Raw genomic sequence first — 23,840 nt, 5'->3', positions numbered from 1 at the left:
TGTGTATAGCGTCCGCTTCCATGACTCCACTTCAGTGCGTTTGACGTTATCCAGATCACATTCTATGCTCCAACCCAAGCAACTGCTTGCTAGATCATCAAGCGGGCGCTTGGTTGGCTGGTGCTCGAAATCAGGCGCGTCCACCGGCCGCCCCTTCTTTCGTCAGGTATTCGCCTGACGTTCGGTGCATACATGTGTTCTAGGAGTGCAGACATGAATCGTCGGCCCATTCTTGTTGCGGCAGTAGCCGTGACGGCTCTGGCTCTTGCAGGGTGTAGTGGTTCCTCGGAGTCCGACGGTGGCACGGATTCGCCGTACCGAGTGCTGCTGACCGGCGGGATCAGTGCACAGGGAGTCCTCGCCGCGAACTCGCAGACCTCGCTGCTGGCCACCAAGGCTGGCGTTCAGGTCCAGAACGAGGCCGGGGGAATCGGTGGCCGCCAGATCGAGCTCACCACGGTGGACGATGCGGGTGATGCAACCATCGCCGTCACCAAGCTGCGCGAAGCCATCAACTCGGGCAACAAGCCTGACCTCTACCTCAACTCGGGTCCTTCGTCGATCGCTGCTGCGGTTCTCCCGATCCTCAAGCAGAACAACATCCTCTCGTTGAGCATGGCACCATCGCCTGATTCGACGGACCCCTCGAAGTTCCCCCTGAACTTCGACCTGGCTCCGGGCGCAACCGACACAGCTCGCGGAATCTCCGAGTATGCAAAGACCAAGGGCTACAGCAGCGTCGGAGTGCTGCACGGCAGCACCGCCTACGGTGAACTGTTCGGCGAAGAGATGACCAGTGCACTCGAGAAGGTCGGTCTGAAGGCTGCCGGCAACGAGGAGTACGACGCTGCAGCGCTGGACATGACGGCTCAGTTGCAGTCGCTCAAGAATGCCGGTGCTGCGGCCATCGCCTTGGATGCGTACGGTGCTCCTCTCGGATACGTGTTGCAGAGCCTCGAGCGTCTCGGCTGGGATGTGCCGCTGGTCGGAAACACATCGGTGTCTGCCACCAACCTGATCGCGAACGACCCGCCGGCCGGTGTGCTTGGTACGCCCCAGGTGAAGAATCTTGTGACGCAGGTGTTCACCAGCACGGTGTTCGATCCGAACAACGCGCTCGTCACCACGATGGTGGACACGATGGCGTCGCTGGGCTCCATCCCGTCGACACTCATCCTCGCTGACAACTACGACGCATTCCCCCTCGTCGCAGCAGCAGCGGAGAAGGTCGGCAGTTCGACCGATCCGAAGAAGCTCGCCGAGGCGCTGGAAACCTCGGAGGTCCAGGAGAATGCCAAGACTGCCTTCCTCTCGCGATATAACTTCAGCTCCGATAACCACGGCCCGAATCCGGACACCAGTGAGTTGAAGTTCATCAGTCCGACGAAGATCCTCAACGGTCAGTTCGGAAACCCGGCTGCGTCATGACCATTCTGTGGTCCGGTTTGGCGCTCGGCGCGGTCTACGTGCTGGTTGCCATCGGGTACAACATCGTCTTCGTTTCCTCCAACACTTTCAACTTCGCTCAGGCTCAGCTGATGATGGTGGGCACCTTTGTCGCCTACACCGGTCTGGTGACACTGAAACTCCCCGTTCTCGTGGTGGCCGTCATGGCGACCGTGACCGTGATGCTCCTCGCCTCGGTCGAGGAGATAGTCGCGATCAGACCGGTGGCTGATCACCAGAACCAATTGGTGACGACGTTGGGCGTTGCGACTCTGCTCAACGGCGCCACCCAATTGATCTGGGGTAGTGAACCTCTCACCGTTCCGTTCTTCGGATCGAACGAACCGATCACCTTGCTCGGCGGCCGTACCTACCCGGTCGAGATCGCTCTGCTGGTTGCGGCGATCGCACTGGTCATCGGGTTGAGTTACGTCTCGAAGAAAACGATGACGGGTCTGGCTCTGATCGGTATCTCCGAGGATCGTGAAGCGGCGATGCTGCGCGGAGTCAACGTACGACGGTTGGCGTTGGGTGCGTTTGCCTTCTCGGGTGCCTTGGCCGGAGTCCTCGGACTGCTGGTCGGTCCCAAGACGTTTGCGGTTGCGACGTTGGGTGCCGCACTGGCGCTCAAGGGGTTCGTGGCGTTGGCGATCGGCGGGTTCGGCTCTCTGCCAGGCGCTTTGATCGGCGGGTTGACCGTCGGTCTGGTGGAATCGTTCACCGCCCTGTGGGCGGGGAGTCAGTACAGCAATATCGCCGTCTTCACGGTGCTGATCGTCATCTTGATGGTCAAACCTGCCGGCTTGTTCGGCAATGTCCGAGAACGGGTGGTGTGAGATGGTAAGTGCGTGGCGGACTTTCCGTTCCCTTCCGAGCTGGATCATCCCGCTGGTCCTGGCCGTGGTGATCTTGCTGCTCCCGATCCTCGGGCTCGATCTGTCGACATCACGGCAGATTCAATTGGCCTGCATCCTGGCGCTTGTCGTCAGTGGCCTGAACCTGAGCCTCGGCTTTGCCGGTGAACTGGCCCTCGGCCAGGCCGCTATGTACGCGGCAGGTGCTTACACCGCAGGTCTGATGTCCCAGGCCGGTCACACCGACATTCTGCTCCAGCTTGCTGCCTCCGGTGCGGTGGCACTGGCTGTCGGCATACTGACCGGTGTTCCCGGTCTGCGCCTGGGCAACTGGTCCCTGGCCATGACGTCGTTCTTCCTGGTGCTGCTGGTACCGGACGTACTGGCGATCTTCGGCGGCAAGACCGGCGGCCGAAACGGCCTCACCGGCATGGAGCCGCCGACGCTCTTCGGTTCCGAACTCGACACCCAGCAGTACTACATGGTGGTAGTCGTCGTGACGGTCCTCTGGTTCGCGGTCATGCGCAACCTGGTGGTCTCGCGCCACGGCATCGCGTTCCGCACACTCAAGCAGTCGCCGGTTCTGGCGTCGTCGCAGGGTGTGTCGGTGTTCCGGATGAAGCTGCTCGGTTATGCCATCGGCGCGTTCCCGGCCGGTCTGGCGGGTGCGCTGTTTGCCAACACCGACCTGTTCATCTCACCGGAGGCCTTCGGGTTCACCTTTGCCACAGCCGTTCTGGCGGCGTCGATCCTCGGCGGTGCGGCAAGTGTGTACGGCGCAGTAGTCGGTGCCGCGATCATGCAGCTCGGTCCCAACCAGTCGACGGCATTCCAGGAGTATTCGCTGATCTTCTACGGCGGCTTCCTGATCATCGGCGGTGTGCTGCTCTCCGGTGGTTTGACCAAGGTTGGGCGAGCGATCGTCTCGAAACTCGATCGCAAGGCCGGCTTGGGCGTTGTCGCTGCGAAGGAAAACAGCGGTGGAACACCGGAACTGGCACCGATCAACGGTGCGCGGTTGGTGGTCGAGGGAGTGTCCAAAGCCTTCGGTGGCAACCAGGCACTCAATGCGGCAACTCTGACTGCAGAAGCCGGTAAGGTCACCGCGTTGATCGGGCCGAACGGTTCAGGCAAGACGACCATGCTCAACATGATCTGCGGTTTCTACACCGCGGATGCGGGCGTGATCACGATCGGTGACACGGTCGTCTCGCAGTCGTCGCCGCACAAGGTGGCGCGCGTGGGTGTGGCGCGGACGTTCCAAACTCCGACGATTCCGGAGAACATCACGGTTCTCGAAGCAGTTGCATCCGGACGCTATTCGGTGCACCGCGCGTCGATGGCGTCGGCCGTGCTTCGCCTGCCCAGCTTCCGCAAGATCGCGAAGGCCGACCTAGTCGAGGCCGAGCGTGTCCTCGAACTCGTGGGGATGTCGCACTTGCGCAACGAGATCGCGACTTCGCTGCCCCTGGGCATGCGTCGTATGCTCGAAGTTGCTCGCGCCGTCATCGCCGAGCCGAGGGTCGTCCTCTTCGACGAGGTGGCGTCGGGGCTCGACGAAGACGAACTCGAACGCCTGGCAGATCTGATCCGGGTACTGCGAGATGCCGGGGCCACAGTGGTGTTGGTGGAGCACAACTTCCGCCTCGTGCTCTCGTTGGCCGACGAAATAGTCGTGCTGGCACAGGGTCAGGTGATCGCCACCGGCGATGCAGCGACCATCGAACATCACCCGCGCGTGTTGAGAGAGTATCTCGGAGTCAAGTCCGGTGACGAAGAAGCGCTTCTCGAAGAAATCGGCGCAGTAGACCATCAGACCAGCGAGGTGAAGTGATGGAACCGATTCTCGAGGTCCGGAACCTGCAGACCGGGTACGGCGATCTGCGCGTCGTCTGGGATGTGTCGTTCGACGTCTATCCCGGTCAGGTAACCGCTCTGCTCGGACGCAACGGCGCAGGCAAGACGAGCACGCTGCGCGCACTGTCCGGGCTCAACAAAGTGGCCTCGGGGACCGTCGAGATGGACGGCGCCGACATCACCGGAGTTCCCGCGCACAAGCGGGTGCGGCAGGGGATGGCGTACGTGCAGGAGGGCAAGCGGGTCTTTCACAAGCAGACCGTCGAGCAGAACCTCCTGCTCGGCGGGTACACCCGCAAGGTGGGGCGCAGCGAGCTCATGGAGTCCGTCGAGTCCATGTACGAGATGTTCCCGATCCTGGGGGAGAAGCGTTCGCTTCCCGCCGGTTCCATGTCGGGCGGTCAGCAGCAGATGCTCGCGATCGGTGCAGCATTGATGGCGCAGCCCCGATTGCTCTTGCTTGACGAACCTTCGGGCGGGCTGGCTCCCGTGATTGTCGGCGAGGTGATGGACCGCGTCCAACAGCTCAAGGAAACCGGACTGGCGGTCCTGCTGGTGGAGCAGGCAGTGGAGGCCGCGATGAGCGTCGCCGATCACGTGACAGTCCTCGACATCGGCAAGGTGGTTCTCGACGCCGACGCCAAGGACATCGACGACCTCGCGGTTCTCAAGGACGCGTACTTCGGACGCATCTGAACAGCAGTGACGACTTCAGCCCGGCCGCCTCGGCCGGGCTGAAGTCGTTTCCCGCTCCGTGGCACGGGTACTAGCCGGCTCGGGTCCATCGATCTACCGTCCTGCAAACAACTCCCGCGAGAGGCAAACTCGATGACCACTGCTCCCGACGTGCTCGCCCCCGCGAAGCTCGGCCCGGTGACCCTTCGAAATCGAATCATCAAGTCCGCGACATTCGAAGGCAAAACTCCCGACGCCCTGGTCACCGACGAGCTGATCGAGTTCCATCGTCGCCCAGCCGCCGGCGGAGTCGGGATGTCCACCGTCGCATACTGCGCTGTCGCACCGGAAGGGCGCACCGAATACGGCCAGCTGTGGATGCGGCCCGAAGCCCTCCCCGGACTGCGACGACTCACCGATGCCATTCACGCCGAAGGGGCAGCAGCGTCGGCGCAGCTAGGGCATGCCGGTCCGGTGGCAAATCAGAAGTCGACAGGTCTGCCTGCGCTGGCGCCGTCGAGTTCGTTCAATCCGTTGAGCATGAAGATGATTCGCAGCGCCAGTACAGCGGACATCGCCAGAATTGCTGCGGCACATGGCAGCGCCGCGCAACTTGCCGTCGAGGCAGGGTTCGACGCCGTCGAGATCCACTTCGGTCACAACTATTTTGCGAGTTCGTTCCTGAGCCCGAAACTCAACCGTCGTAAGGATTCCTACGGCGGGTCACTGGAGAACCGGGCTCGCGTCGTACTCGAAACTGCGCGCAGCGTACGCGATGCCATTGGCGACAAGATCGCGATCTTGGCCAAGCTGAACATGGACGACGGTGTGCCAGGCGGATTCTGGGTCGACGAAGCAATCCAGGTGGCGCAGTGGCTCGAAGCATCCGGAAGCGTCGACGCGCTCGAGTTGACGATGGGTAGCTCGCTGCTCAACCCGATGTACCTGTTCAAAGGCGATGCGCCGATCCGCGAGTTCGCCGCCGCGATGCCGCAACCAGTTCGACTCGGCGTGCAGTTGGTGGGCAAGAGCATGTTGCATACCTATCCTTACAAGCCGCTGTTCATGCTGGAAGAGGCTCGACAGATCCGTGCTGCGGTGAAGTTGCCGCTCGTGCTCCTCGGCGGTGTCACGGACAAAGCGGGTATGGATACGGCGATGGCGGAGGGATTCGAGTTTGTCGCCATGGCGCGGGCGCTGCTCAGAGAACCGGATCTGGTCAATCGGATCGCAGCCGAACCCGATACTCATTCACTGTGCATCCACTGCAACAAGTGCATGCCCACGATCTTCAGTGGCGCCCGCTGCGTGTTGGTCGAGCGGGTCTAGGGGCCGGCACACACCACGTCCCGACATCCATGTGGATACCGGGTCGTGGGCCGTAGCGAAACAAGTGTGTTTGATTCAGCCGATCTGGTTCAGTTCTGTGTGAAGACGTCGTACGACGCGTTCATCGTGGGGTAGCCCGTGGCCATGTAATCGGTGAGGATGACGTGCGTCGGGTCGCCGATGATGCGAGTCCCGTCGAGAGTGGGGTTGCCGGCGTAGTTGTTGGCCGCCATGACGGTCTGTACACCGTCGGCCACGTTGTAGGTGACGTCGACGCCGATACCGCGGGGATCGCTGCTGTAGGCGGTGACGATTTCGGTTGTGTGCGGGGCCAGGTAGGAGCGAGGACCGTTGATCCACTGTCCGTAGGGGTTGGACGCGCTGTCCAGCAGCATCGGGTTGTCGGTGTTGTTGGTGATCGTCATGGCAACCGTCGGGCCGTCGGTCGGCATGGTGCCGGCGTTGGCGACCGCTGCGGTTCCCAGTGCGGTTCCGCCGACAGCGAGGGCGATCGCGGTGACTGCTACGAAGCGAGTGGTGTTGGTACGCATGATGTCTGCTCCTGGGATGGTGTGTGGTTGCCGTTTTCGGCGATGAATCAATCTTGTCGCGATTGAGTGCTGCTGTATGTCCGCCGACGGGGCCTTGGCGGGGTTGAATCGTCTGTCCCCCGATCGGGGGAGGCGCAAGTGCTCGCATTGCTGGTACGGGCGTGAGAAAGTGAGCAATGCGAGAAGGCGCGAAGCCGCTGGCCGGCAAGGTTTCCGTGGTGGTCGGCGACGATCATCCGTTGTTTCGTGAGGGCGTGGTTCGGGCTCTGACCGGCAGTGACAGCATCAATGTCCTGGGCGAGGCCGACGACGGCGCAGCTGCGCTCGCAATGATCCGCGAACTACGCCCGCAGGTCGCGCTGCTCGATTTCCGGATGCCGCACCTGGATGGAACTCAGGTCGCGGCCGCAGTGGTTCGAGACGAGCTTCCGACGCGGGTGCTACTGCTCAGCGCTCACGACGAGTCATCTGTCGTCTATCAGGCTCTGCAAGCGGGTGCTGCAGGATTCCTGCCGAAGGAATCCACCCGCGCCGAGATCGTGAGCGCCGTGCTCGACTGTGCTGCGGGTCGAGATGTGTTGCCGCCCAGCATCGCTGCCGGATTGGTGGGAGAGGTTCGGCGTCGCAGTGAACCGTCCGGCCCGACGCTCAGTGCCCGCGAACGTGAGGTCCTCGGATTGATCGCGCAGGGCGCCAGCATCCCAGCCATCGCCTCTCAGCTCTTTCTCGCGCCCTCCACCGTCAAAACCCACGTGCAGCGCCTCTACGAGAAACTCGGAGTCAACGATCGAGGCGCCGCCGTCGCCGCCGCGATGCGGCAGGGTCTGTTGGAGTGAGCAGGCGTCACCGGAGCACGTACGTGACGTTCATGGCCGGGTAACCCGAGGTCATCGTCACCGTGACGTCGTGGCCGTCGGGGGCATACGTTCCGCCGGCATCCGCCCTGGTCTTCGAGTTGGTGGCGCTGAAGACAAAAACTCCACCGTCGTCGGAGCGGTACGTGAGCACGATGGGGAAGTCGTTCTGGTTCTTGCTGGTGGCGACAACGTTCACGTTCATGTTCGGGAGGATGTAGTCGGCCGGCGGGACGACCCAGTCGCCGTTCGGGTTCGATGCGTCGACCAGATACAGCGCTCCGCGGCCCGAATTGCTGATCATCGCCGTCGTGACGGACGTGTCGGTTATCGACTTCACAGCGTTCGCACCGGCGGCGCGGGCGACCAGAGCCGCCATGCTGAGGCCGGAAAAGGTAGCTGCTTCGGGTCGAATTGTGTTGGTGCTCATGATGTTTCTCCTCGGTTTTGTCGGTCTCGGTGACCGTGTGTTTCGGTGATGAGATAACTATGGCCCCCAATTCCCTTCGGGTCTGTCCGCCTACCGGTCCGAGTGCTGGACGACATCGATGTCCCCCGATCGGTGGACAGCAGCGCTCTGGCCCACCCAGTGTCATGGGGTGGAGGCTCCGCCCACCCAGTGTCATGGGGTGGAGGCTCCGCCCACCCAGCGGGAGAACCCGTTCCTCTGCCAACCAACCCACTCGTAGCGTGGCCACCATGACCGATCCTGACTTCTCCACCGCACCACTCGACGTCGTAGTCATCGGCGCCGGCGTCGCCGGCATGTACGCCATGCACCGACTTCGTCAGCAGGGGCTGCGTGTCCACGGCTTCGAGGCGGGCTCCGGAGTGGGCGGAACGTGGTATTTCAACCGTTACCCGGGCGCACGATGCGATGTCGAGAGTTTCGACTACTCCTACTCGTTCTCCGAAGAGCTGCAACAGGATTGGGACTGGAGCGAGAAGTACGCGGCGCAGCCCGAGATCCTTTCCTACCTCGATCACGTTGCCGATCGCTTCGACCTGCGCAGTGGGTTCACTTTCGATACTCGTGTTCAGAGGGCACAGTTCGACGAGGGCTCGTCGACGTGGCGAGTGCAAACCGACGGCGGTCACGACGTCACCTCGCGCTTCGTTGTCTGCGCCACCGGCAGCCTTTCGACCGCGAACGTCCCGAACATTGCAGGTCGGGAGAGTTTCGGCGGCGAGGTGTTCCACACCGGCTTCTGGCCGCACGAGGGCGTCGATTTCACCGGCAAGAGAGTCGGGGTCATCGGCACCGGATCGTCGGGCATCCAGTCCGTCCCTCTGATCGCCGAGCAGGCCGATCACCTCTTTGTGTTCCAGCGGTCCGCGAATTACAGTGTGCCGGCCGGAAACACGCCTCTCGATGACAATCGACGCGCCGAGATCAAGGCCGACTACGCAGAGCGTCGAGCGCAGTCCAAGCGCAGTGGCGGCGGATCACCGTTCGTCTCGGACCCGCGCAGTGCACTCGAGGTGTCCGAGGCCGAGAGAAACGCGGCATACGAGGAGCGGTGGAAGCTCGGCGGTGTTCTGTTCGCCAAAACCTTCGCAGACCAGACCAGCAACATCGACGCCAACGCGACGGCGGCAGCATTTGCCGAGGCCAAGATCAGATCGGTGGTCGAAGATCAGGCCATCGCAGACCTGCTGATCCCGAACGACCACCCCATCGGGACCAAGCGAATCGTGACGGACACCGACTACTACCAGAGCTACAACCGCGACAACGTGAGCCTGGTCGATCTCAAGAGCGCACCGATCGAGGCAATCGACGAGGCCGGGATCAAGACGACCGACTCACACTACGAACTCGACGCATTGGTGTTCGCCACCGGTTTCGACGCGATGACCGGGGCACTCGACCGCATCGAGATCCGTGGACGCAGCGGCGAGACCTTGCGAGAGAGTTGGCACGCAGGCCCGAGAACATACCTCGGGTTGGGCATGCACGGCTTCCCGAACCTGTTCATCGTCACCGGGCCGGGTAGCCCGAGTGTGCTGTCCAACATGATTCTTGCTGCCGAGCAGCACGTCGACTGGATCGCCGACGCGATCGACCATCTCGATTCCAACGGCATCGACACCATCGAACCGAGCGCCGAAGCTGTGGACAACTGGCTCGAGGAATGCTCGCGTCGGGCGTCGGCAACGCTGTTTCCGTCCGCGAACTCCTGGTACATGGGAGCCAACATCCCGGGAAAGCCGAGGATATTCATGCCCTTCATCGGAGGCTTTGGTGTCTACTCCGACATCTGTGCAGACGTGGCAGCCACGGGATACCGAGGCTTCGAGCTGAACAGTGCGGTGCACGCATGAGCCGGCTGGAGGGTAAGCGGGTACTGGTGACAGGTGCGGCCGGCGGGATGGGTCGCTCACACTGCGAGCGTCTCGCCGAAGAAGGCGCGTCCGTGATCGCGTTGGATGTCGTGCAGGCAAAGTCAGAGCTGGAGGAGACCGCCCAGGCGGTACGCGAGCGTGGAGGCTTGGCGGTCACCGGCGTCGCGGACATCCGAGACTTCGAAGATCTCGCCGCGGTAGTCGCCGATTGTGTCGCCGAACTCGGCGGGTTGGACGTCGTGGTCGCGAATGCAGGCGTGTACGACACGCCGGGACCGTCGTGGACCATCGATCCTACGGTGTGGAACCGCTCGCTCGACGTCAATCTGACCGGGGCGTGGCACACCGTCAAGGCCTGTGTTCCGCACTTCGGCGACGGTGGATCCGTCGTTCTGGTCAGCTCGACAGCGGGAATCAAAGGTATTGCCGGAGCGAGTCATTACAGCGCCGCCAAGCACGCCGTGGTGGGTCTGGCCAGAACGCTGGCCAACGAGTTGGGCGCGGAGGGCATTCGCGTCAACTCCGTGCATCCGGGTTCGGTACGTACCCCGATGATCATCAACGAGCGAGTGTTCGCGAACCTGTGCCCGGACATCGAGAATCCCACGGAAGCAGACGCCGCTGCAGTACTGAGCGCACGCAACCTGTTACCCGTTCCCTGGGTCGATCCGGTGGATGTCAGCAATGCCGTCCTGTTTCTCGCATCCGCGGAGTCCCGCTACATGACCGGCTGTCAGTTGGTGGTCGACGCCGGCCTGACCCAGAAAGTGTGAATTGATGACTTCTCGATTGGAAGGCAAGATCGCGCTGATCACGGGTGCGGCACGAGGAATCGGCAGGGCTCAGGCCGTGCGATTCGCCGAAGAAGGTGCGGACATCATCGCGATCGACGTGTGCGCGTCGGTGGAAACGACAGTCACCCCGCCCGCGTCGGAATCCGATCTCGCCGAGACGGTAGCCCAGATCGAGGCACTGGGGCGAAAGGTCGAATCTGCGGTAGTGGACGTTCGGGATCTCGAGGCACTACGCAGCGCGGTGGACTCGGGGGTCGAAGCGCTCGGTGGACTCGACATCGTGTGCGCTACAGCTGGTATCACGTCCTCCGACGGGGCTCTGACGATGTCGGAAACGATGTGGCAGACCATGTTGGACGTGAACCTGACCGGGGTGTGGCACACCACGACGGTTGCGGCTCCACACTTGATCGAGCGAGGTGGGGGATCGATGACACTCACCAGTTCCATCGCCGGACTGCGGGGACTGGTCGGGGTTGCGCACTACACAGCGGCCAAGCACGGTGTAGTCGGTCTGATGCGCTCGCTGGCAAAGGAATTGGCGCCGTACAACGTGCGGGTCAACACCGTCCATCCCACCAACGTCGACACCCCGATGATCCAGAACCCGTTGGTGCGCGGCAAGTTCCGCCCAGACCTCGAGAACCCTACCCGCGAGGAATTTGCTGCCGCGGCGATGACGATGAACATGCTCGCCATTCCGTGGATCGAACCGGTGGACGTAGCGAATGCGGCTCTGTTCTTGTCGTCCGACGAGGCCCGCTACATCACGTCGGTCGCCCTGCCGGTGGATGCGGGGAGTTCGTCCCGCTGAAGTTTTGAATAGCTGAGGTTTGTCGCGCTGGGTTCCGCCACGGTGTGTAGCGTCGGTTTCACCTAACCGAAAGGCGCACACCGTGGCGGAACGACGCTATCTGGAAGTCACCGTCGGGACCAACATCGTCATGGTCCTCGACCACCGCACGGTGGAGGTCTTCGACCGCACCGCCGCCAGCACGAGCGAAGTGGCTCGCTGGCACGTCGAACACATTGCGGTGAAGGCGAAACCGTCGAAATCGGGATTGAAGCTCACCATTGGAAACCGGCTCGCCGACGACTCCATCGCGGTAGCGGGTCCACGGGCATCGCTCACCGTTCCGCCGGAGAATGAAGCCGCCGTCGTCGCGTTCTTCGACGAGGTCAAGGCCGCTCGGGTGTGAATCGACAGACAACCTTCGGGGCCGATGATTCGATTTCTCTCATCGAGCACGTCGTACGGTGCCACGAAGATCGCGTCGGACGCACGATTGTCGGGATCTCGGGAATCGAGGCGTCCGGAAAATCGACGATTGCAGATGAGTTGGCTGACGGTATCTCGACTTCGGGCCATGACGTCGTCACGATCCGTGGCGACGAGTTCTCGACTGCGAAAGCCATACGAAACAACAATCCTGACGCGGTGCGTGGCTACCTCGAGGATGCGTACGACTATTCGAACCTCAGCCGTCGTGTACTTGTGCCGCTGCGGTTGGCCGAAGTCACTGGTATTTCCTACGTCTCGACTGATCCGGAGACAGACGAAGCGGTGGTATCGAAGTCCCGAGTCCCCGATCGTGCCATCGTGGTCGTCGAGGGAGTGCTGCTTTTTCGTGGACTGATGCGAGATCAGTTCGACCTACGAATCTGGGTTGAAGCCAGCTTCGACGAGTCCTTGCGGCGTGCGAAGGTACGCCCGCGCGATGTGAGCTATTACGGGACCGCCGAGGCGATAGCGTCCCGCTACGAGTCACGTTTTCATCCTGCCCAGCGAATTCATTTGCGCGACGACCGACCGCAACTGACGAGCCATCTGATCGTGCGTAGTTATTGATTCAGTAGTTATTGATTCAGTAGTTATTGATACAAAGGGCCTGTGCCGTCGGAATTGGCGCGCGCGGCAGCATGGGCGCCGGCAACCCGGCCGAATGCGAAGGCATCGGCCATATGGAATCCACCGCCCTTCGCCGCGCTGTACGTGGAACTGACGGCGCCCGCCGCATACAGTCCAGCAATCGGATTGCCGGGTGAGCGAGAAACGTACTGTTCAGCAACGTGATTCGGCACAGAGTGCGTACCGCTATCGCAAGCGGTCTCCAACGTGATCGGGCGAGAGCATGACCGGCACGTTCGGGTGCGAGTTGTCGATGACGCAGTCGGCTCGGGTCCAGGGTTTTGCAGCGGCGAAGTAAAGTCCCTGGCCGCCGACATATCTGTTCATCGAAGGATGATCCGGATCTGCATTTGTTCCGTCGCGAAGGTTCATACGCTGAGCGGTGATCCCGAAGGGCACATCGAGAAAGATCGAATAGTCCCATCGGGAAGCAAGTTCGTCGCGGAGTAGGAAGAGTCCTTCGACGAGGATGATCGCATCGTCGGCTGCGTACAGGTCCGCCTCGCTGTCCCGCCGTTGTCTGTACTCCCGGCTTCCTCCCGGCGTCAGTGGGTCGAGAACATGGCGTTCGAGGGCGTCGTAGTCGTAGCTGTCGAGCCAAAAGCCTTGCGGGGATTGCCGACCTCTGCGATGACGAATCTCCGGCGGATTGAGGAAGTCGTCGACGTGAATCACGATGACGGGGCGTGCATTCAGCTGTGCCGCGAGGCTTTTCGTGAAGGTCGTCTTCCCGCTCCCGTCGACGCCGTCGATCGCGACGAGAGGCGAGCCGCGCAACGCCGATATTTCGGCGGCTAAGGTTTCGAGGACCGACGCAGTACTCATCGATCAGTTCTTACAGCACTCGCAGCTACACGAAGAGGCCCCGTGTCGTACAAAACTCGGTGGCCGTCTTCGAGAACGCGCCGCGTGCCCCCGTCGAGCGGAACGTCCGCCCAGCTTTCGGTCGCGAAATTCAGTTCGACGAGAAGACCGGACCGCAGGCGGAAGCGTCGCTCTCGGACCGGACCCCAGCTCGCTGCTCGGACGAAATGCGCGTCGGGACGGATCTGCACGAACCAGCCTTCATTGGCGAGTGCCTCCGGGTTTTCGGCCAGGATCATCAGATCGAGATCACTCGCCATACGTTCCTTGCCGTGCGCGTACGACCTGACCAGCACTACAGCCTTGACGCCGTCATGTTCATCGGCCCACCGTGCGACTTCGACGAGCAGCGCATTCACCGCACGTCTTCGCCCCTTCAATCGTGCTGACATGAAGGGTATTTTTCCTCACGAGAGGTTTGTCGATCGTGTTCCGTCCCATATCCTCGAGAAGTCTCATGACAACCAGGAAGGGATGAGTATGTCCAAGGCAGTATCGGCAGGTCTGGCTGTTGGTGCGATGGTCCTTGTTGCAGGCTTGATCTGGACTGGGTTTCCCCTCGATGCGTATTCGATTGTCGCCGCGATCTTTGCAATCTGCGGTGGATTCATCACTTGGATCTACGTACGCGCAAACGAAGAGAGCGCCGGAGACGCAACGACGAAAGAAAGAAGTCGATGAAGACGATCATCGTGTGCACCTCTGTCTCCCACGGCAATACTCGGCGGATCGCCGACGTCATCGGCGAAGTTCTCGATGCTCGCGTGGTCGAACCTGGCGACATCGACGCCGGGGAGCTCGCCGACTACGACCTCGTGGGCTTCGGCTCCGGCATCTACCTACGCTCGTACCACGAAGACCTACGTTCGTTCATCGGGGCGCTCCCCGAAGAACGCCGATCCAAGGCATTTGTCTTCGCCACCAGTGGTTTTCCCGACAAGGGGATTCATCGCTTCTCGCGTCCGCTGGTTCAGTTGCTCGAGCAGAAAGGCTTCGATGTGGTCGCGGCCTTCTCGTCCCGTGCGTGGGATACGTATTTCCCGTTCAAGCCGTTCGGCGGTATCCGGAAGGGGCGGCCGAACGCCGACGACTTGGATTCGGCGCGCACGTTCGCCGAAGTGCTACGCGGAAGCGTTCAGGACAGCTTGCCCGGCACCGGGTAACTGCGAAGGCTCATCTCGAGCTCTCCGGCGTCGGCAAGGTCGTTGATCGTCTGACGTAGAGCGCCACACGTTCGCTGAGCGTTGGCACGGCTGTTCGCGCGCCCCAACTCCGGGCACACTTCCTGCGACTCTTCGAGCCATTGGACGCTGGTGTGCGCGTCGCTGTACTTCTCGACCAGGACACGATTTCCGCAGTTGCGGCAACTGACCTGCAGCATCAGCGTGCAATCAGATCGGCCGGTGACCAGAAGGCACGCATGCTCGTGATCTTTGCGTCCGCATCGAAAGTCATGACGTCGATGGGTTCGACCTCGTAGACCTGATCGCCCACCGGCGTGACGACGCGGAAGTGGAAGGCCGCGCTGGATCCGCTCACCCGCAGGGTAAGCAGTTCCGTCTCTTGCGAACCGCCCTCGAGAGCGCCGTAGAACTCGGTGATCGCAGCCTTGCCGACGCGGGGTTCGCTGCCGACCGGGTCTTCGAGCGTCGCGTTCTCGGCGTAGAGGGCGGCGATGTCCGCTGACGATCCGCGAGCCACGGCGTCGAGGTAGGTGATAACCGTCGCCGTGATCGCGGCCGTGGTGTCTGGTTCGAGAGTGGTCATCGAGTTAGTCCGATCAGTCGAGAAGTTCAGGGTCTGACAACTACTTCGGACGCTATCGGTGCTGTCTCGATTCGGCGCCGCAATCTCCCACGCAGCGGGACGGACGCAACAAACTCAGGCGTCGAAGCGTCCGAATCCACCGCGGTAGAACAGAAGCGGACCGTCGTGGCGCAGCACGTTCAGATCGGTGATGCGTGCGACGACGATCGTGTGATCACCGGCGTCGTGCTCTTGCTCGACCGTCGCCTCGATGCGGGCGAGCGCGCCGCTGAGCGCCGGAGCACCGTTGCCGGCGGCATCCCACTCGATGCCGAGGAACTTGTCGGTTCCTCCGCGTGCGAAGGCGGAACACATGTCCTGCTGATCGTGGGCGAGAACGTTGATGCAGAGAGTTCCGGATTCACGAAGCTTCGGCCAACTCGTCGACGTCTTCGCCGGGCAGAACGAGAGCAGTGGGGGATCGAGCGATACCGAGACCAGGGACTGGCAGGTGAAGCCCAGCGGTGAATCTCCGTCGTGAGCGGTGATGACGGTGACGCCGGTGCAGAAATTGCTCATCACGTTGCGAAGTGTGCGCCCGTCCAGAACTGGCGGCTCGGCGTTTTCCACGGACATGTCGTCTCCTTGTTCAAACTCTGCAAACAACTTCAGAAGCAACGATGTGTGGCGTCGCGGCCGTAATCCAGCGGCAGTCCCACTCAATGGCAGTAATGCCGTCTCTGCCCGGAATCGGACCGCCGAGTGCCACGTGAAGGGGTCTCACACAAATTTGATCCCGCTCAGCGGTCCGTTCGGATTCTACGAACCAGCAAATCACCAGTGATTGTTAGACTTCGGGCATGTCCGAACCTGATGACGTGTCCCGAGGACTTCCCGCTACCAGCTGGGCAGTGCTCGGAATGCTCACGTTCGGGGAGGAACTGACCGGAAACGATCTGAAGAAGTGGGCCGACTGGAGTGTCGGCTTCTTCTACTGGAGCCCGTCCATCAGTCAGGTCTACGCAGAGCTGAAGAAGCTCGAAAGCATCGGGTTCGTGGAGTCCCGGGTCGTCTCCGAGCCGGGGGTACGGGGAAAGCGCCTCTACTCGATCACCCAATCAGGAACCGACGCCGTCCGGACGTGGTCACGCGAGGCGCCGGTGGAAGTTCCGGTGCTCAAGCACGGCGTGATGCTGCGTCTGTGGATGGGACACCTCAACGAGCCCGAGCGGCTGAAGGCCCTGGTGGAAGCCCACATCGCCAACGTCGAAGAGCAGATTCGACGTGCGAAACTCCACGCCGATCATGCCGAGAACGAGCCGGCCTGGTCGTTCCCGGTCATGACGTTGCGCTGGTCGGAGCGTTACTTCCGAGCAGAGATCGAACTTGCTCGCGAACTTCTCGAAGACATCGATCGTGCGTCCGCCGAGTACGCGAATGTCGCCGAGCACGATCGACTGGGATCGCCGTTGCCCTCGACGCCTGGCAGATGGAAGAACGTCGAGGAGTACGTGTTGGCGCTCGAGCAGGCCGGGCTCACCGGTAACGGCTCGAGTATCTGAGTCAGGCCCCGGCTGCGGTCGGCATGTTGCGCAGCAGGTGACGACGCTGCAATGTCGGAGTGACGCTCAGCGATCCGCCGTCGATGCCTCGCCAGATGGCAGCGGCTGCCATCCGAACCGGTGCTGCGCTGACGTGGTCGAGGCGGAGAGCCTTCGACGGCGCGCAGATGGATACCGCGGCAACAGCGCGCCCGATAGGGCCGATCGGTGCCGCGAGACAGCTGAATCCCGGTAGGCCGTTTCCGGTTTCGAATGCGACCCCGGATTCGCGGATTCTGGCGAGGTGCGGCAGTGCGTAGCCCGAGGACTTCGGCGAACCGAACGCGAGCAGTGCCTGACCGATTGCAGTGGTTTCGGCCCGGCGTCGACCACCCACACGCGTCGGCACCGCGGCTGCGAGGCGTCCGCCGATCTTCTCCATGTAGACCACATCGGGCCCGTCGAGGATGCCGAGGTGAACCACGAAACCGGTGACGCGGTAGAGCTCGTGGAGAAGCGGCATGGCTGCAGCGTGGAGGCGGTCCTGATGAACTGCGAGCGATCCCAGTTCGACGAGGCGCATACCGAGTTCGTAGTCGCGGCCGTCGCGACGCAGCCAACGCATCGAGACCAGACGTTCGAGCATGCGGTGGGCAGACGAGCGGGGAAGGCCCGTGCTCCGAACAACTTGAGCGAGCGTCAACCTGCCGGGACCGTCGAAGGCGTCGAGAACCAGCGAGACGCGATCGAGAATTGCCGTCGGGGCCGAATCGCCGCCTAAAGCATCCACAGCCTGCAGTGTCATCGTGTACCTCACTTCTCTTAGAGCTCCACAACCAGTGAACTGGCTATTTCAATTAGAAATAGTGTCATAGAGTTGCCTATTTGTGAAGTGGATCACCGGTCTGTTTTCGGGCGCGTCACCTTGGAAACGAGGAAGGGGGCTTGCGCGAATGCTCGCGCAAGCCCCCTCTGTTCCCCTATCGGCAGGTGCTACATCGCCACCGGCAGGTACTACATCGCCGCCGGCAGGTACTACATAGCTGCCAGCGGTTCGCTTCCGGACCAGTCGTGGCCCCAGTAGCTGTCAGCGGTGATTTCCTCGGAGGAGTACGAGTCCTGATCCACCTTCGCGCCTTCGGTACCGAACTCGATGTCCCAGCCGCCGGGAGCGCGGACGTAGAAGGAGATCATCTTGTCGTTGGTGTGACGACCCAGGGTCGACGACACGGAGAACCCGTCCTTCATCACTCGGTCGAGTGCCTGGCCGACAGCGTCGAGGGTGTCCACCTCGACCATGATGTGAATCAGGCCGGGTGCGCCGCCGTGCGGTGCCGGGCACAGGGCCAAGCTGTGGTGACGCTCGTTGACGCCCATGAAACGGATTCGCAGCGGCCCGAATTCGGGCGGGGCCGGCAGACGGAAAGCGCCGCGCGGGTAGAAGCCGAGCACCTCGGTGTAGAAGTCGAAGCTCGCAGCGCTGTCCATCACCGGGAGCACAACGTGGCCGAGACCCTGTGAGCCGGTGACGAATCGAGCGCCGAAGGGCGTCACGACCGGGCTGTGATCGAGGATCGCTCCGTGAAAGACCTCGATGGCTGCTCCGCCGGGATCGGTGAAGGCGATGACCTCTTCGACCCGTCGAGCGTCGGCATCGGCGAGCGAGAGCTGCTCCACCTCGGTGCCGTTCTTCTCGAGCACTTCCTGAACGCGGCGCAGTGCGGCGTGATCGGCGACCTCCCAGCCGATGTTGACGATCTCGTCGCGCTCACCCTCGACGACGACGATGCGCGCAGCGCGCTCGTCGAGCCGCAGGTACAGTGCATTCTCGTCCGGCCCACTACCCTTGGCGAAGCCGAGAACGTCGAAAGCGAAAGTGCGCCAACGTGCCATGTCGTTGGTCGAGATCTTGACGTAGCCAAGTCCCTTGATGTCAGTGTGTGTCATCGTGTCTTGTTCCTGTCGATTTCTTGTGTCGAAGTCTGATCAGATCATCGCCCGCAGCGGACCCTGCGGGTCGGCGCCGAGGCGGCTCAGTGAGGCGGCGTGGAATACGGTGCCCGGTACGTGAATTGCGTGATGTTGCCCGGCGTGAGCATCGCGCCAGAATCGCTGGAGCGGCTTGTCCATCCGCAGTGCGTTGCCGCCGCAGCGTGGGTAGACCTGATCGATCGCGTTGATCGCGCGCCAGGCGGCCTGCACCTGAGTCTGACGTCCCTCGGCGCGCTGCTCGAAGGTCACTTCCTTGCCGGCGTCCACTCGATCCCACATGCGGTCGACGTTGGCGAGCAGAGTGTCGCGCGCTGCCCGGATGTCGGCAGTTGCCTGACCGATGGCGAACAAAGTGTACGGATCGTCCTTGACCGCAGTGCCTTGCGCGTTGATGCGATCGGCCTGGTACTCGTTGGCGTGGAAGAGCATTCCCTCGCAGATGCCGATCGTGGCGGCGGTGATACCGAGGGGGAACATGTTCGACCACGGCATCAGGTACAGCGTCTCGGTGCGTCCGTACTTGCGCACTGCCGTGCCGTCGATGACCTCGTCGCAGTCCATGACGCGGTAATCGGGGACGTACGCATCCTTGACCACGAGGTCTTTGGAGCCGGTGCCGCGAAGTCCCATGACATCCCACGAATCTTCGATGATCTCGTAGTCGGTGCGCGGAATGATGACATGGAGCATGCGCGGCGGCATCTCCATGTTGCCGTCCTTGTCACAGGCCATCGCGCCGAGAAATGCCCAGTCGCAATGGTCTGTGCCGGAAGAGAACTGCCAGCGACCGGAGAACTTGTAGCCGCCGTCGGTCGGGATACACATTCCGCCGGGCATGTACGGCGAGGCCATCCAGGTATCGGGATCCGATCCCCAGATCTCCTGCTGCACCTTGGGGTCTGCGAACGCAAGCTGCCACGGGTGAACTCCGACGATCCCGTGTACCCAGCCGGCCGAAGGATTCAGCGAAGCCATGCGCATGACGGTCTCGGCGAATTCGCGAGGATGCGCCTCCATGCCGCCGTGTTCCTTGGGTTGCAGCATGCGGATGGAACCGATTGCCTTCATCTTCTTGGCGGTGTCGTCGGCCACCCGGCCGATCCGCTCGGCCTCGATGCCTTCGGCGAAGATGTCGTCGGCCATCGCGTTGATCTGTTGAAGCACTTCGTACGTCATGTTGTTCCTTGCGTCCGGTCAGGTTGTTTCAGCTGTGGTTTCGACTGCGGATCAGGAGGTTGTCTCGAGCGCCTGGGCGTCGCGTGCGGCAACGTTTTCGGCGACTTCCCGCTTCCAGCTCTCCACCGCGCGGGTGGTGTCGATCTCGAATTCGAAGCGCTTCGTCATGTCTTCCGTGACGTTCTCGACGTCGGTGTAGAACTGGTTGTACCAGCGCCGCAATTGGTAAACCGGACCGTCCTCCTCGGAGAGCAGCGGGTTGTCGATGGGGGCCTTGTTCTTCCAGATTTCCACGTCCTGAAGGAATCCCATCTCGACCCCCTCGGTGAACTGCGCTGCCATCGCTGCAGTGGACTCGTCGTCCATACCGGGAAGCTTCTTGACCATCGCGCCGTACTGCAGCACGAACGCATTGTTCGAGATCGGGTAGTGGCAGTTGATCAGGACGGTCTCGATGACCTGCCCGTTGGCTTCGCTCTTGATCCAGTCGATCATGTACGACGGACCGAAATACGATGCATCCGAACGAAGTACGGCGTTGGGATCGCCGTAGTTGGTACCGCTGATGACGTCCTCACGTCCCACCGATTCCATGTACTGGCTCGCGACGTGACCTTCGAAGATGTTCTTGAAGTACTTGGGGAACGAGTAGTGAACGTAGAAGAAGTGAGCCATGTCCACCACGTTGTCCACGATCTCGCGGCAATGCGAGCCTTCGATCGTGAGGGTGTTCCAACTCCAGTCGCTCCACTCGCTGCTTCCGAAACCCTCGATGTCGGGAATCGTGACGTCGGCAGGCGGGGGATTTCCCTGGGGATCGTGCCAGACGAAGACCTGGCCGTTCTTCTCGAGGGCGGTCCATGCCCGCGTCTTGGCCAGCGGCGGAACCCGTCGTGCGTAGGGAATCGCCGTACATTTTCCGTTACCGCCCCAACGCCAGTCGTGGAACGGGCAGGCGATCGAATCGCCCTTGACCGTGCCCTGCGCCAGGTTGCCACCCATGTGGCGGCAGTAGGCGTCGAGGATCTTGATGTCGCCCTTACTGTCTGCGAAGACGACAAGGCTGGTGCCGAATGCGTCGATCTGGTGGGGTTGACCGTCGCGGTAAGTGTTGCTGAGTCCGAGGCAGTGCCATCCACGCGCGAACCGCGCGGGAGGCGCTGCCGCTTCGATTTCTCGAATTTCCTCGCCGGCGCCCGACTGCGTCGGGGCGTCCGTAGTGGTGAGTGGGCCGGTTCCGAGTGCCATGTCTTCCTCCGAGCCGCGTCTTGCGACGCTCCAGTGATGTGATCCGCCTCATACAACGACGAAGCGTCCGCTGGAGATACGGCAGTTCCCGCTGGATGGAACACCTACTCGGTGACCTGCCGAGATTCAGCTCGCGAGAGTCGCCGCATTGTCTATCGCGTAAGTCGCCCAAGCGCGAGCGGTGACAACTCCAGTGGGATCGGTGGCGACCAGAGCTACGTCGGTGACGCTCTCGTGGTCCTTCTCGTACGTGGCGAGCACCGTCACGGAGCAGTTCAGATCTACTCCCACGGAGGTCGCTGTGCAGCGTCCGCGGAACCGGCGTAGCGAGGCGGAGCCGTAGCGCCCAGCGGCGAAATCAGCAAGGGCAGCAACGGAATCGGTTCCGGCGCCCGCTGTCGGGGCTTCCCGGACGAAAACCGTCGGGACTTTCCGGACGAAGACCTCGGCCACCAGGTGCCCGGTCTGATCGTGGTATTCGGTGATCCGCTCGAGCGCCGAACCCAGCGACCTCACGGATCCGGTGAGCAGTGCGCCGGGATCGGGGCGTCCGAAGAACACGACGTCCTGCTCGACGACGGACCCGTCGGGTGCGGAGCGCACGGTGCCGTACAACGAGTCGAAATCGGAGAGGAGCGTGGTGGCAGTACGGGGAGCAGTTGCCGTGAAGTGGGCGGTACCGAGGTTGGTAGTCATGACACTCTCCGTTGGACGCGACCGAGACGCTGTCGTCTCGGTGGGTACATCGACGCTAACCACCGCTCTCGCGGGTGACGACGGGCTTCCCGCTGATCGGGAGCATTCTCGGATTCGATCGAAGAGGTGGAACCTGTTCCAGTTTTGTGCAATTCTGGATATCGTATCCGTGACCGGGAGCACATCTCGATGACTGCACGCGCCGAGCAGAAGGAAGACCAGATGACAGACGAGTTCGCTGACCTGCACCGACCGGTATACGGTCCGGACCTGCTCATCACCGCTCTGGAACGCAATCACGACAAGCCCGCGCTCTACCTCGGCGACGTGATCCTCACCGGCGGTCAGATGCGCGATCAGATCAGCTGCTTCGCCCAGGCGCTCGCGTCACTGGGAATCACTCAGGGCACCAGCACCGCAATGCTGTCGAAGAACCGCCCCGAGGTCCTGATCAGCATGGGCGCGACCATGATCACCGGGTGCCGGGCAAGCGCCCTGAACCCGATGGGATCGCTCGACGATCACAAGTACATCGTCGACGACGCCGAGATCGAGACCCTCATCTTCGATCCCAATGCCTTCGAAGAGCGCGCCGCCGAGTTGAAGGCGTCGTCACCCTCGTTGACCAGCGTGCTCTCGATGGGGCCGTCCGAGGTGGGAATCGACATCCTCGCGCTGGCTGCCACGTTCGAGCCCGCGCCGCTGAAGGCAGCGCACGTCGACGCCGAAGACGCCAGCAGCATGGTCTACACCGGTGGAACGACCGGCAAGCCCAAAGGTGTTGTGGGATCCTTCCGTTCGGGTGCAGCGCTCAATCAGATCCAGATGTCGGAGTGGCAGTGGCCCGAGGACAACCGTTTCCTCATCTGCACGCCCCTCTCGCACGCGGGTGCAGCGTTCTTCATTCCGACATTGCTGCGCGGCGGCGCGTTGATCGTCCTGCCCGCATTCGAGCCGGGAGCCGTGCTCGAGGCCATCGAGAAGCACAAGATCACGGCAACCATGCTGGTGCCCACCATGATCTACATGCTCATGGATCACCCCGATCTGCCCAAGCGTGACGTCTCGAGTTTGCAGACTCTGTTCTACGGAGCGTCCGCGATGTCTCCGGCCAGGTTGCAGGAGGGCATCAAGAAGTTCGGTCAGATCTTCTTCCAGTTCTACGGTCAGACCGAGTGCGGCATGACAATTTCGGTGCTGCGCAAGGAAGAACACCTCGCCGACGATCCGGCCCGCCTCGCCACCTGCGGACGGCCGGTGCCGTGGCTCGACGTCCGGTTGCTCGACGACGACCTGAACGAGGTGCCGCAGGGAGAACTCGGTGAGATATGTGTCCGTGGTCCGCTGATCATGAAGGGGTACTGGAAGAAGCCGGCCGAGACAGCCGAGGCGTTCCGTGGTGGTTGGCTGCACACCGGCGACATCGCGCGTAAGGACAAGGACGGGTTCATGTCCATCGTCGATCGCAAGAAGGACATGATCGTGACCGGTGGTTTCAACGTGTTCCCGCGCGAAATCGAGGACGTGATCTCGGCGCATCCGTCTGTCGCGTCGGTTGCGGTAGTCGGTGTGCCCGACGACAAGTGGGGCGAAGCCGTCAAGGCCTGCGTGGTGCTTCGTGCCGGACTGACCGTCGACTTCGAGGAACTGGTCGAGAAAGTGAAAGTAGCCAAGGGTTCGGTTCACGCGCCCAAGAGCATCGACTTCGTGGATTCCCTTCCGCTGACGCCGCTGGGCAAGCTGGACAAGAAGGCACTGCGCGCGAGGTACTGGGAGACCAGCGCCCGCGCGGTCTAGGCGCGTCAACCCAGGCGTTCCAGTTCCCGGATCAGATTTGCAACACACCCTGGGAGTGAGCACAGTTTCCCTCGAGTGAGCAGCCCTTGCAGCGGGATGCAAGGGCTGCTCACTTCGCAAAAACCGTGTCAACCCCTGGTGAATCGGGCCGAATCAGTGGCGCAG

Annotated in this window: 27 protein-coding genes; 15 read left to right on the top strand and 12 right to left on the bottom strand. The window is 62.1% G+C overall.

Annotated elements, in window-relative coordinates; genetic code table 11:
* The first annotated feature begins 213 nt into the window (after nucleotides 1-213).
* The 5 genes from QM716_RS20640 to QM716_RS20620 all read left to right on the top strand — a co-directional run bounded on the left by QM716_RS20640 (nucleotide 214) and on the right by QM716_RS20620 (nucleotide 6,161).
* Nucleotides 214-1,428 carry an ABC transporter substrate-binding protein gene (locus tag QM716_RS20640; protein ID WP_283305949.1) on the top strand — a complete coding sequence of 405 codons (1,215 nt, stop codon included), beginning with the start codon at nucleotides 214-216 and terminating at the stop codon, nucleotides 1,426-1,428.
* The gene (locus QM716_RS20635) at nucleotides 1,425-2,282 is read left to right on the top strand and encodes a branched-chain amino acid ABC transporter permease (RefSeq protein ID WP_020906602.1); all 858 of its coding nucleotides are present in this window, start codon (nucleotides 1,425-1,427) and stop codon (nucleotides 2,280-2,282) included. The genes QM716_RS20640 and QM716_RS20635 overlap by 4 nt, the downstream gene beginning before the upstream one ends.
* A gap of 1 nt (nucleotide 2,283) precedes the next feature.
* Entirely contained in the window at nucleotides 2,284-4,134 is a 1,851-nt protein-coding gene (locus QM716_RS20630; protein ID WP_283305948.1) for a branched-chain amino acid ABC transporter ATP-binding protein/permease, read from the top strand.
* The gene (locus QM716_RS20625; protein ID WP_283305947.1) at nucleotides 4,134-4,853 is read left to right on the top strand and encodes an ABC transporter ATP-binding protein; all 720 of its coding nucleotides are present in this window, start codon (nucleotides 4,134-4,136) and stop codon (nucleotides 4,851-4,853) included. The genes QM716_RS20630 and QM716_RS20625 overlap by 1 nt, the downstream gene beginning before the upstream one ends.
* A gap of 132 nt (nucleotides 4,854-4,985) precedes the next feature.
* On the top strand, nucleotides 4,986-6,161 hold the full coding sequence (locus QM716_RS20620; RefSeq protein WP_283305946.1) for an NADH:flavin oxidoreductase: 1,176 nt from the start codon (nucleotides 4,986-4,988) through the stop codon (nucleotides 6,159-6,161).
* Nucleotides 6,162-6,250: 89 nt separating this feature from the next.
* Here the strand turns inward: QM716_RS20620 and QM716_RS20615 are convergent, their stop codons facing one another.
* Entirely contained in the window at nucleotides 6,251-6,712 is a 462-nt protein-coding gene (locus QM716_RS20615; protein ID WP_283305945.1) for a hypothetical protein, read from the bottom strand.
* A 176-nt stretch (nucleotides 6,713-6,888) separates the two neighbouring features.
* Between QM716_RS20615 and QM716_RS20610 the strand changes: the two genes are divergently transcribed.
* Complete coding sequence (locus tag QM716_RS20610) at nucleotides 6,889-7,548, top strand: response regulator (protein WP_283305944.1); 660 nt, start codon at nucleotides 6,889-6,891, stop codon at nucleotides 7,546-7,548.
* A 7-nt stretch (nucleotides 7,549-7,555) separates the two neighbouring features.
* Here the strand turns inward: QM716_RS20610 and QM716_RS20605 are convergent, their stop codons facing one another.
* Nucleotides 7,556-7,996, bottom strand: a complete 441-nt coding sequence (locus tag QM716_RS20605) for a hypothetical protein (RefSeq protein WP_283305943.1) — start codon at nucleotides 7,994-7,996, stop codon at nucleotides 7,556-7,558.
* Between the two features lie 269 nt (nucleotides 7,997-8,265).
* Between QM716_RS20605 and QM716_RS20600 the strand changes: the two genes are divergently transcribed.
* From QM716_RS20600 to QM716_RS20580, 5 genes are all read left to right on the top strand, one after another.
* Nucleotides 8,266-9,891: a flavin-containing monooxygenase gene (locus QM716_RS20600; protein WP_283305942.1), complete on the top strand. Its 1,626-nt coding sequence runs from the start codon at nucleotides 8,266-8,268 to the stop codon at nucleotides 9,889-9,891.
* A complete protein-coding gene (locus tag QM716_RS20595; protein ID WP_283305941.1) occupies nucleotides 9,888-10,685 on the top strand; it encodes a mycofactocin-coupled SDR family oxidoreductase in 798 nt (265 codons plus the stop codon). The genes QM716_RS20600 and QM716_RS20595 overlap by 4 nt, the downstream gene beginning before the upstream one ends.
* Nucleotides 10,686-10,689: 4 nt before the next feature.
* The gene (locus QM716_RS20590) at nucleotides 10,690-11,520 is read left to right on the top strand and encodes a mycofactocin-coupled SDR family oxidoreductase (RefSeq protein WP_283305940.1); all 831 of its coding nucleotides are present in this window, start codon (nucleotides 10,690-10,692) and stop codon (nucleotides 11,518-11,520) included.
* Nucleotides 11,521-11,602: 82 nt separating this feature from the next.
* Complete coding sequence (locus tag QM716_RS20585; protein WP_113682298.1) at nucleotides 11,603-11,905, top strand: hypothetical protein; 303 nt, start codon at nucleotides 11,603-11,605, stop codon at nucleotides 11,903-11,905.
* On the top strand, nucleotides 11,902-12,555 hold the full coding sequence (locus QM716_RS20580; RefSeq protein WP_283305939.1) for a nucleoside/nucleotide kinase family protein: 654 nt from the start codon (nucleotides 11,902-11,904) through the stop codon (nucleotides 12,553-12,555). Before QM716_RS20585 ends, QM716_RS20580 begins: the two co-directional genes overlap by 4 nt.
* A 246-nt stretch (nucleotides 12,556-12,801) precedes the next feature.
* On the opposite strand, the gene QM716_RS20575 is transcribed toward QM716_RS20580, so the two are convergent.
* Both QM716_RS20575 and QM716_RS20570 read right to left on the bottom strand, forming a co-directional pair.
* Entirely contained in the window at nucleotides 12,802-13,440 is a 639-nt protein-coding gene (locus tag QM716_RS20575; protein ID WP_283305938.1) for a nucleoside/nucleotide kinase family protein, read from the bottom strand.
* Complete coding sequence (locus QM716_RS20570) at nucleotides 13,437-13,871, bottom strand: nucleotidyltransferase domain-containing protein (RefSeq protein WP_283305937.1); 435 nt, start codon at nucleotides 13,869-13,871, stop codon at nucleotides 13,437-13,439. Before QM716_RS20570 ends, QM716_RS20575 begins: the two co-directional genes overlap by 4 nt.
* Between QM716_RS20570 and QM716_RS20565 the strand changes: the two genes are divergently transcribed.
* Nucleotides 13,870-14,160 carry a hypothetical protein gene (locus QM716_RS20565; protein WP_283305936.1) on the top strand — a complete coding sequence of 97 codons (291 nt, stop codon included), beginning with the start codon at nucleotides 13,870-13,872 and terminating at the stop codon, nucleotides 14,158-14,160. The two genes, QM716_RS20570 and QM716_RS20565, sit on opposite strands and share 2 nt — an antisense overlap.
* Nucleotides 14,157-14,642 (top strand): flavodoxin family protein, encoded by a 486-nt coding sequence (locus tag QM716_RS20560; RefSeq protein ID WP_283305934.1) that lies wholly within the window; start codon nucleotides 14,157-14,159, stop codon nucleotides 14,640-14,642. The genes QM716_RS20565 and QM716_RS20560 overlap by 4 nt, the downstream gene beginning before the upstream one ends.
* Here the strand turns inward: QM716_RS20560 and QM716_RS20555 are convergent.
* From QM716_RS20555 to QM716_RS20545, 3 genes are all read right to left on the bottom strand, one after another.
* On the bottom strand, nucleotides 14,615-14,860 hold the full coding sequence (locus tag QM716_RS20555; RefSeq protein ID WP_283305933.1) for a hypothetical protein: 246 nt from the start codon (nucleotides 14,858-14,860) through the stop codon (nucleotides 14,615-14,617). The genes QM716_RS20560 and QM716_RS20555 overlap by 28 nt on opposite strands.
* Entirely contained in the window at nucleotides 14,860-15,246 is a 387-nt protein-coding gene (locus QM716_RS20550) for a nuclear transport factor 2 family protein (RefSeq protein WP_283305932.1), read from the bottom strand. The genes QM716_RS20555 and QM716_RS20550 overlap by 1 nt, the downstream gene beginning before the upstream one ends.
* 114 nt (nucleotides 15,247-15,360) lie before the next feature.
* Nucleotides 15,361-15,861 carry a flavin reductase family protein gene (locus QM716_RS20545; RefSeq protein WP_283305931.1) on the bottom strand — a complete coding sequence of 167 codons (501 nt, stop codon included), beginning with the start codon at nucleotides 15,859-15,861 and terminating at the stop codon, nucleotides 15,361-15,363.
* Nucleotides 15,862-16,085: 224 nt separating this feature from the next.
* On the opposite strand from QM716_RS20545, the gene QM716_RS20540 reads away from it, so the two are divergent.
* Nucleotides 16,086-16,787 (top strand): PadR family transcriptional regulator, encoded by a 702-nt coding sequence (locus QM716_RS20540; protein WP_283305930.1) that lies wholly within the window; start codon nucleotides 16,086-16,088, stop codon nucleotides 16,785-16,787.
* A 1-nt stretch (nucleotide 16,788) separates the two neighbouring features.
* Here QM716_RS20540 and QM716_RS20535 read toward each other — a convergent pair whose 3' ends face one another.
* From QM716_RS20535 to QM716_RS20515, 5 genes are all read right to left on the bottom strand, one after another.
* Complete coding sequence (locus tag QM716_RS20535) at nucleotides 16,789-17,571, bottom strand: IclR family transcriptional regulator (protein WP_283305929.1); 783 nt, start codon at nucleotides 17,569-17,571, stop codon at nucleotides 16,789-16,791.
* 230 nt (nucleotides 17,572-17,801) lie between these two features.
* Nucleotides 17,802-18,713 (bottom strand): biphenyl-2,3-diol 1,2-dioxygenase, encoded by a 912-nt coding sequence (bphC, locus tag QM716_RS20530; RefSeq protein WP_283305928.1) that lies wholly within the window; start codon nucleotides 18,711-18,713, stop codon nucleotides 17,802-17,804.
* Between the two features lie 39 nt (nucleotides 18,714-18,752).
* On the bottom strand, nucleotides 18,753-19,934 hold the full coding sequence (locus QM716_RS20525) for an acyl-CoA dehydrogenase family protein (RefSeq protein WP_283305927.1): 1,182 nt from the start codon (nucleotides 19,932-19,934) through the stop codon (nucleotides 18,753-18,755).
* 51 nt (nucleotides 19,935-19,985) lie between these two features.
* Nucleotides 19,986-21,182: a 3-ketosteroid-9-alpha-monooxygenase, oxygenase component gene (locus QM716_RS20520; protein WP_283305926.1), complete on the bottom strand. Its 1,197-nt coding sequence runs from the start codon at nucleotides 21,180-21,182 to the stop codon at nucleotides 19,986-19,988.
* 126 nt (nucleotides 21,183-21,308) lie between these two features.
* Nucleotides 21,309-21,878, bottom strand: a complete 570-nt coding sequence (locus tag QM716_RS20515; protein ID WP_283305925.1) for a hypothetical protein — start codon at nucleotides 21,876-21,878, stop codon at nucleotides 21,309-21,311.
* A 222-nt stretch (nucleotides 21,879-22,100) separates the two neighbouring features.
* Here QM716_RS20515 and QM716_RS20510 point away from each other — a divergent pair, with 222 nt between their 5' ends.
* On the top strand, nucleotides 22,101-23,675 hold the full coding sequence (locus QM716_RS20510; protein ID WP_283306152.1) for an AMP-binding protein: 1,575 nt from the start codon (nucleotides 22,101-22,103) through the stop codon (nucleotides 23,673-23,675).
* The last annotated feature ends 165 nt before the right edge of the window (nucleotides 23,676-23,840 follow it).

This window comes from Rhodococcus sp. IEGM 1409 (genome assembly GCF_030056735.1).
GTDB lineage: Bacteria > Actinomycetota > Actinomycetes > Mycobacteriales > Mycobacteriaceae > Rhodococcus_F.
Note: the sequence above shows the minus strand (reverse complement) of the source record. Positions and strands in the feature narration are given on the sequence as shown.

What these genes read in the sequence shown, in the direction of transcription:
- QM716_RS20640 (WP_283305949.1), top strand. Translation starts at nt 214, where the DNA reads ATGAATCGTCGGCCCATTCTTGTTGCGGCAGTAGCCGTGACGGCTCTG.
- QM716_RS20635 (WP_020906602.1), top strand. Translation starts at nt 1,425, where the DNA reads ATGACCATTCTGTGGTCCGGTTTGGCGCTCGGCGCGGTCTACGTGCTG.
- QM716_RS20630 (WP_283305948.1), top strand. Translation starts at nt 2,284, where the DNA reads ATGGTAAGTGCGTGGCGGACTTTCCGTTCCCTTCCGAGCTGGATCATC.
- QM716_RS20625 (WP_283305947.1), top strand. Translation starts at nt 4,134, where the DNA reads ATGGAACCGATTCTCGAGGTCCGGAACCTGCAGACCGGGTACGGCGAT.
- QM716_RS20620 (WP_283305946.1), top strand. Translation starts at nt 4,986, where the DNA reads ATGACCACTGCTCCCGACGTGCTCGCCCCCGCGAAGCTCGGCCCGGTG.
- QM716_RS20615 (WP_283305945.1), bottom strand. Translation starts at nt 6,712, where the DNA reads ATGCGTACCAACACCACTCGCTTCGTAGCAGTCACCGCGATCGCCCTC.
- QM716_RS20610 (WP_283305944.1), top strand. Translation starts at nt 6,889, where the DNA reads ATGCGAGAAGGCGCGAAGCCGCTGGCCGGCAAGGTTTCCGTGGTGGTC.
- QM716_RS20605 (WP_283305943.1), bottom strand. Translation starts at nt 7,996, where the DNA reads ATGAGCACCAACACAATTCGACCCGAAGCAGCTACCTTTTCCGGCCTC.
- QM716_RS20600 (WP_283305942.1), top strand. Translation starts at nt 8,266, where the DNA reads ATGACCGATCCTGACTTCTCCACCGCACCACTCGACGTCGTAGTCATC.
- QM716_RS20595 (WP_283305941.1), top strand. Translation starts at nt 9,888, where the DNA reads ATGAGCCGGCTGGAGGGTAAGCGGGTACTGGTGACAGGTGCGGCCGGC.
- QM716_RS20590 (WP_283305940.1), top strand. Translation starts at nt 10,690, where the DNA reads ATGACTTCTCGATTGGAAGGCAAGATCGCGCTGATCACGGGTGCGGCA.
- QM716_RS20575 (WP_283305938.1), bottom strand. Translation starts at nt 13,440, where the DNA reads ATGAGTACTGCGTCGGTCCTCGAAACCTTAGCCGCCGAAATATCGGCG.
- QM716_RS20565 (WP_283305936.1), top strand. Translation starts at nt 13,870, where the DNA reads ATGAAGGGTATTTTTCCTCACGAGAGGTTTGTCGATCGTGTTCCGTCC.
- QM716_RS20570 (WP_283305937.1), bottom strand. Translation starts at nt 13,871, where the DNA reads ATGTCAGCACGATTGAAGGGGCGAAGACGTGCGGTGAATGCGCTGCTC.
- QM716_RS20560 (WP_283305934.1), top strand. Translation starts at nt 14,157, where the DNA reads ATGAAGACGATCATCGTGTGCACCTCTGTCTCCCACGGCAATACTCGG.
- QM716_RS20555 (WP_283305933.1), bottom strand. Translation starts at nt 14,860, where the DNA reads ATGCTGCAGGTCAGTTGCCGCAACTGCGGAAATCGTGTCCTGGTCGAG.
- QM716_RS20550 (WP_283305932.1), bottom strand. Translation starts at nt 15,246, where the DNA reads ATGACCACTCTCGAACCAGACACCACGGCCGCGATCACGGCGACGGTT.
- QM716_RS20545 (WP_283305931.1), bottom strand. Translation starts at nt 15,861, where the DNA reads ATGTCCGTGGAAAACGCCGAGCCGCCAGTTCTGGACGGGCGCACACTT.
- QM716_RS20540 (WP_283305930.1), top strand. Translation starts at nt 16,086, where the DNA reads ATGTCCGAACCTGATGACGTGTCCCGAGGACTTCCCGCTACCAGCTGG.
- QM716_RS20535 (WP_283305929.1), bottom strand. Translation starts at nt 17,571, where the DNA reads ATGACACTGCAGGCTGTGGATGCTTTAGGCGGCGATTCGGCCCCGACG.
- bphC (WP_283305928.1), bottom strand. Translation starts at nt 18,713, where the DNA reads ATGACACACACTGACATCAAGGGACTTGGCTACGTCAAGATCTCGACC.
- QM716_RS20525 (WP_283305927.1), bottom strand. Translation starts at nt 19,934, where the DNA reads ATGACGTACGAAGTGCTTCAACAGATCAACGCGATGGCCGACGACATC.
- QM716_RS20520 (WP_283305926.1), bottom strand. Translation starts at nt 21,182, where the DNA reads ATGGCACTCGGAACCGGCCCACTCACCACTACGGACGCCCCGACGCAG.
- QM716_RS20515 (WP_283305925.1), bottom strand. Translation starts at nt 21,878, where the DNA reads ATGACTACCAACCTCGGTACCGCCCACTTCACGGCAACTGCTCCCCGT.
- QM716_RS20510 (WP_283306152.1), top strand. Translation starts at nt 22,101, where the DNA reads ATGACAGACGAGTTCGCTGACCTGCACCGACCGGTATACGGTCCGGAC.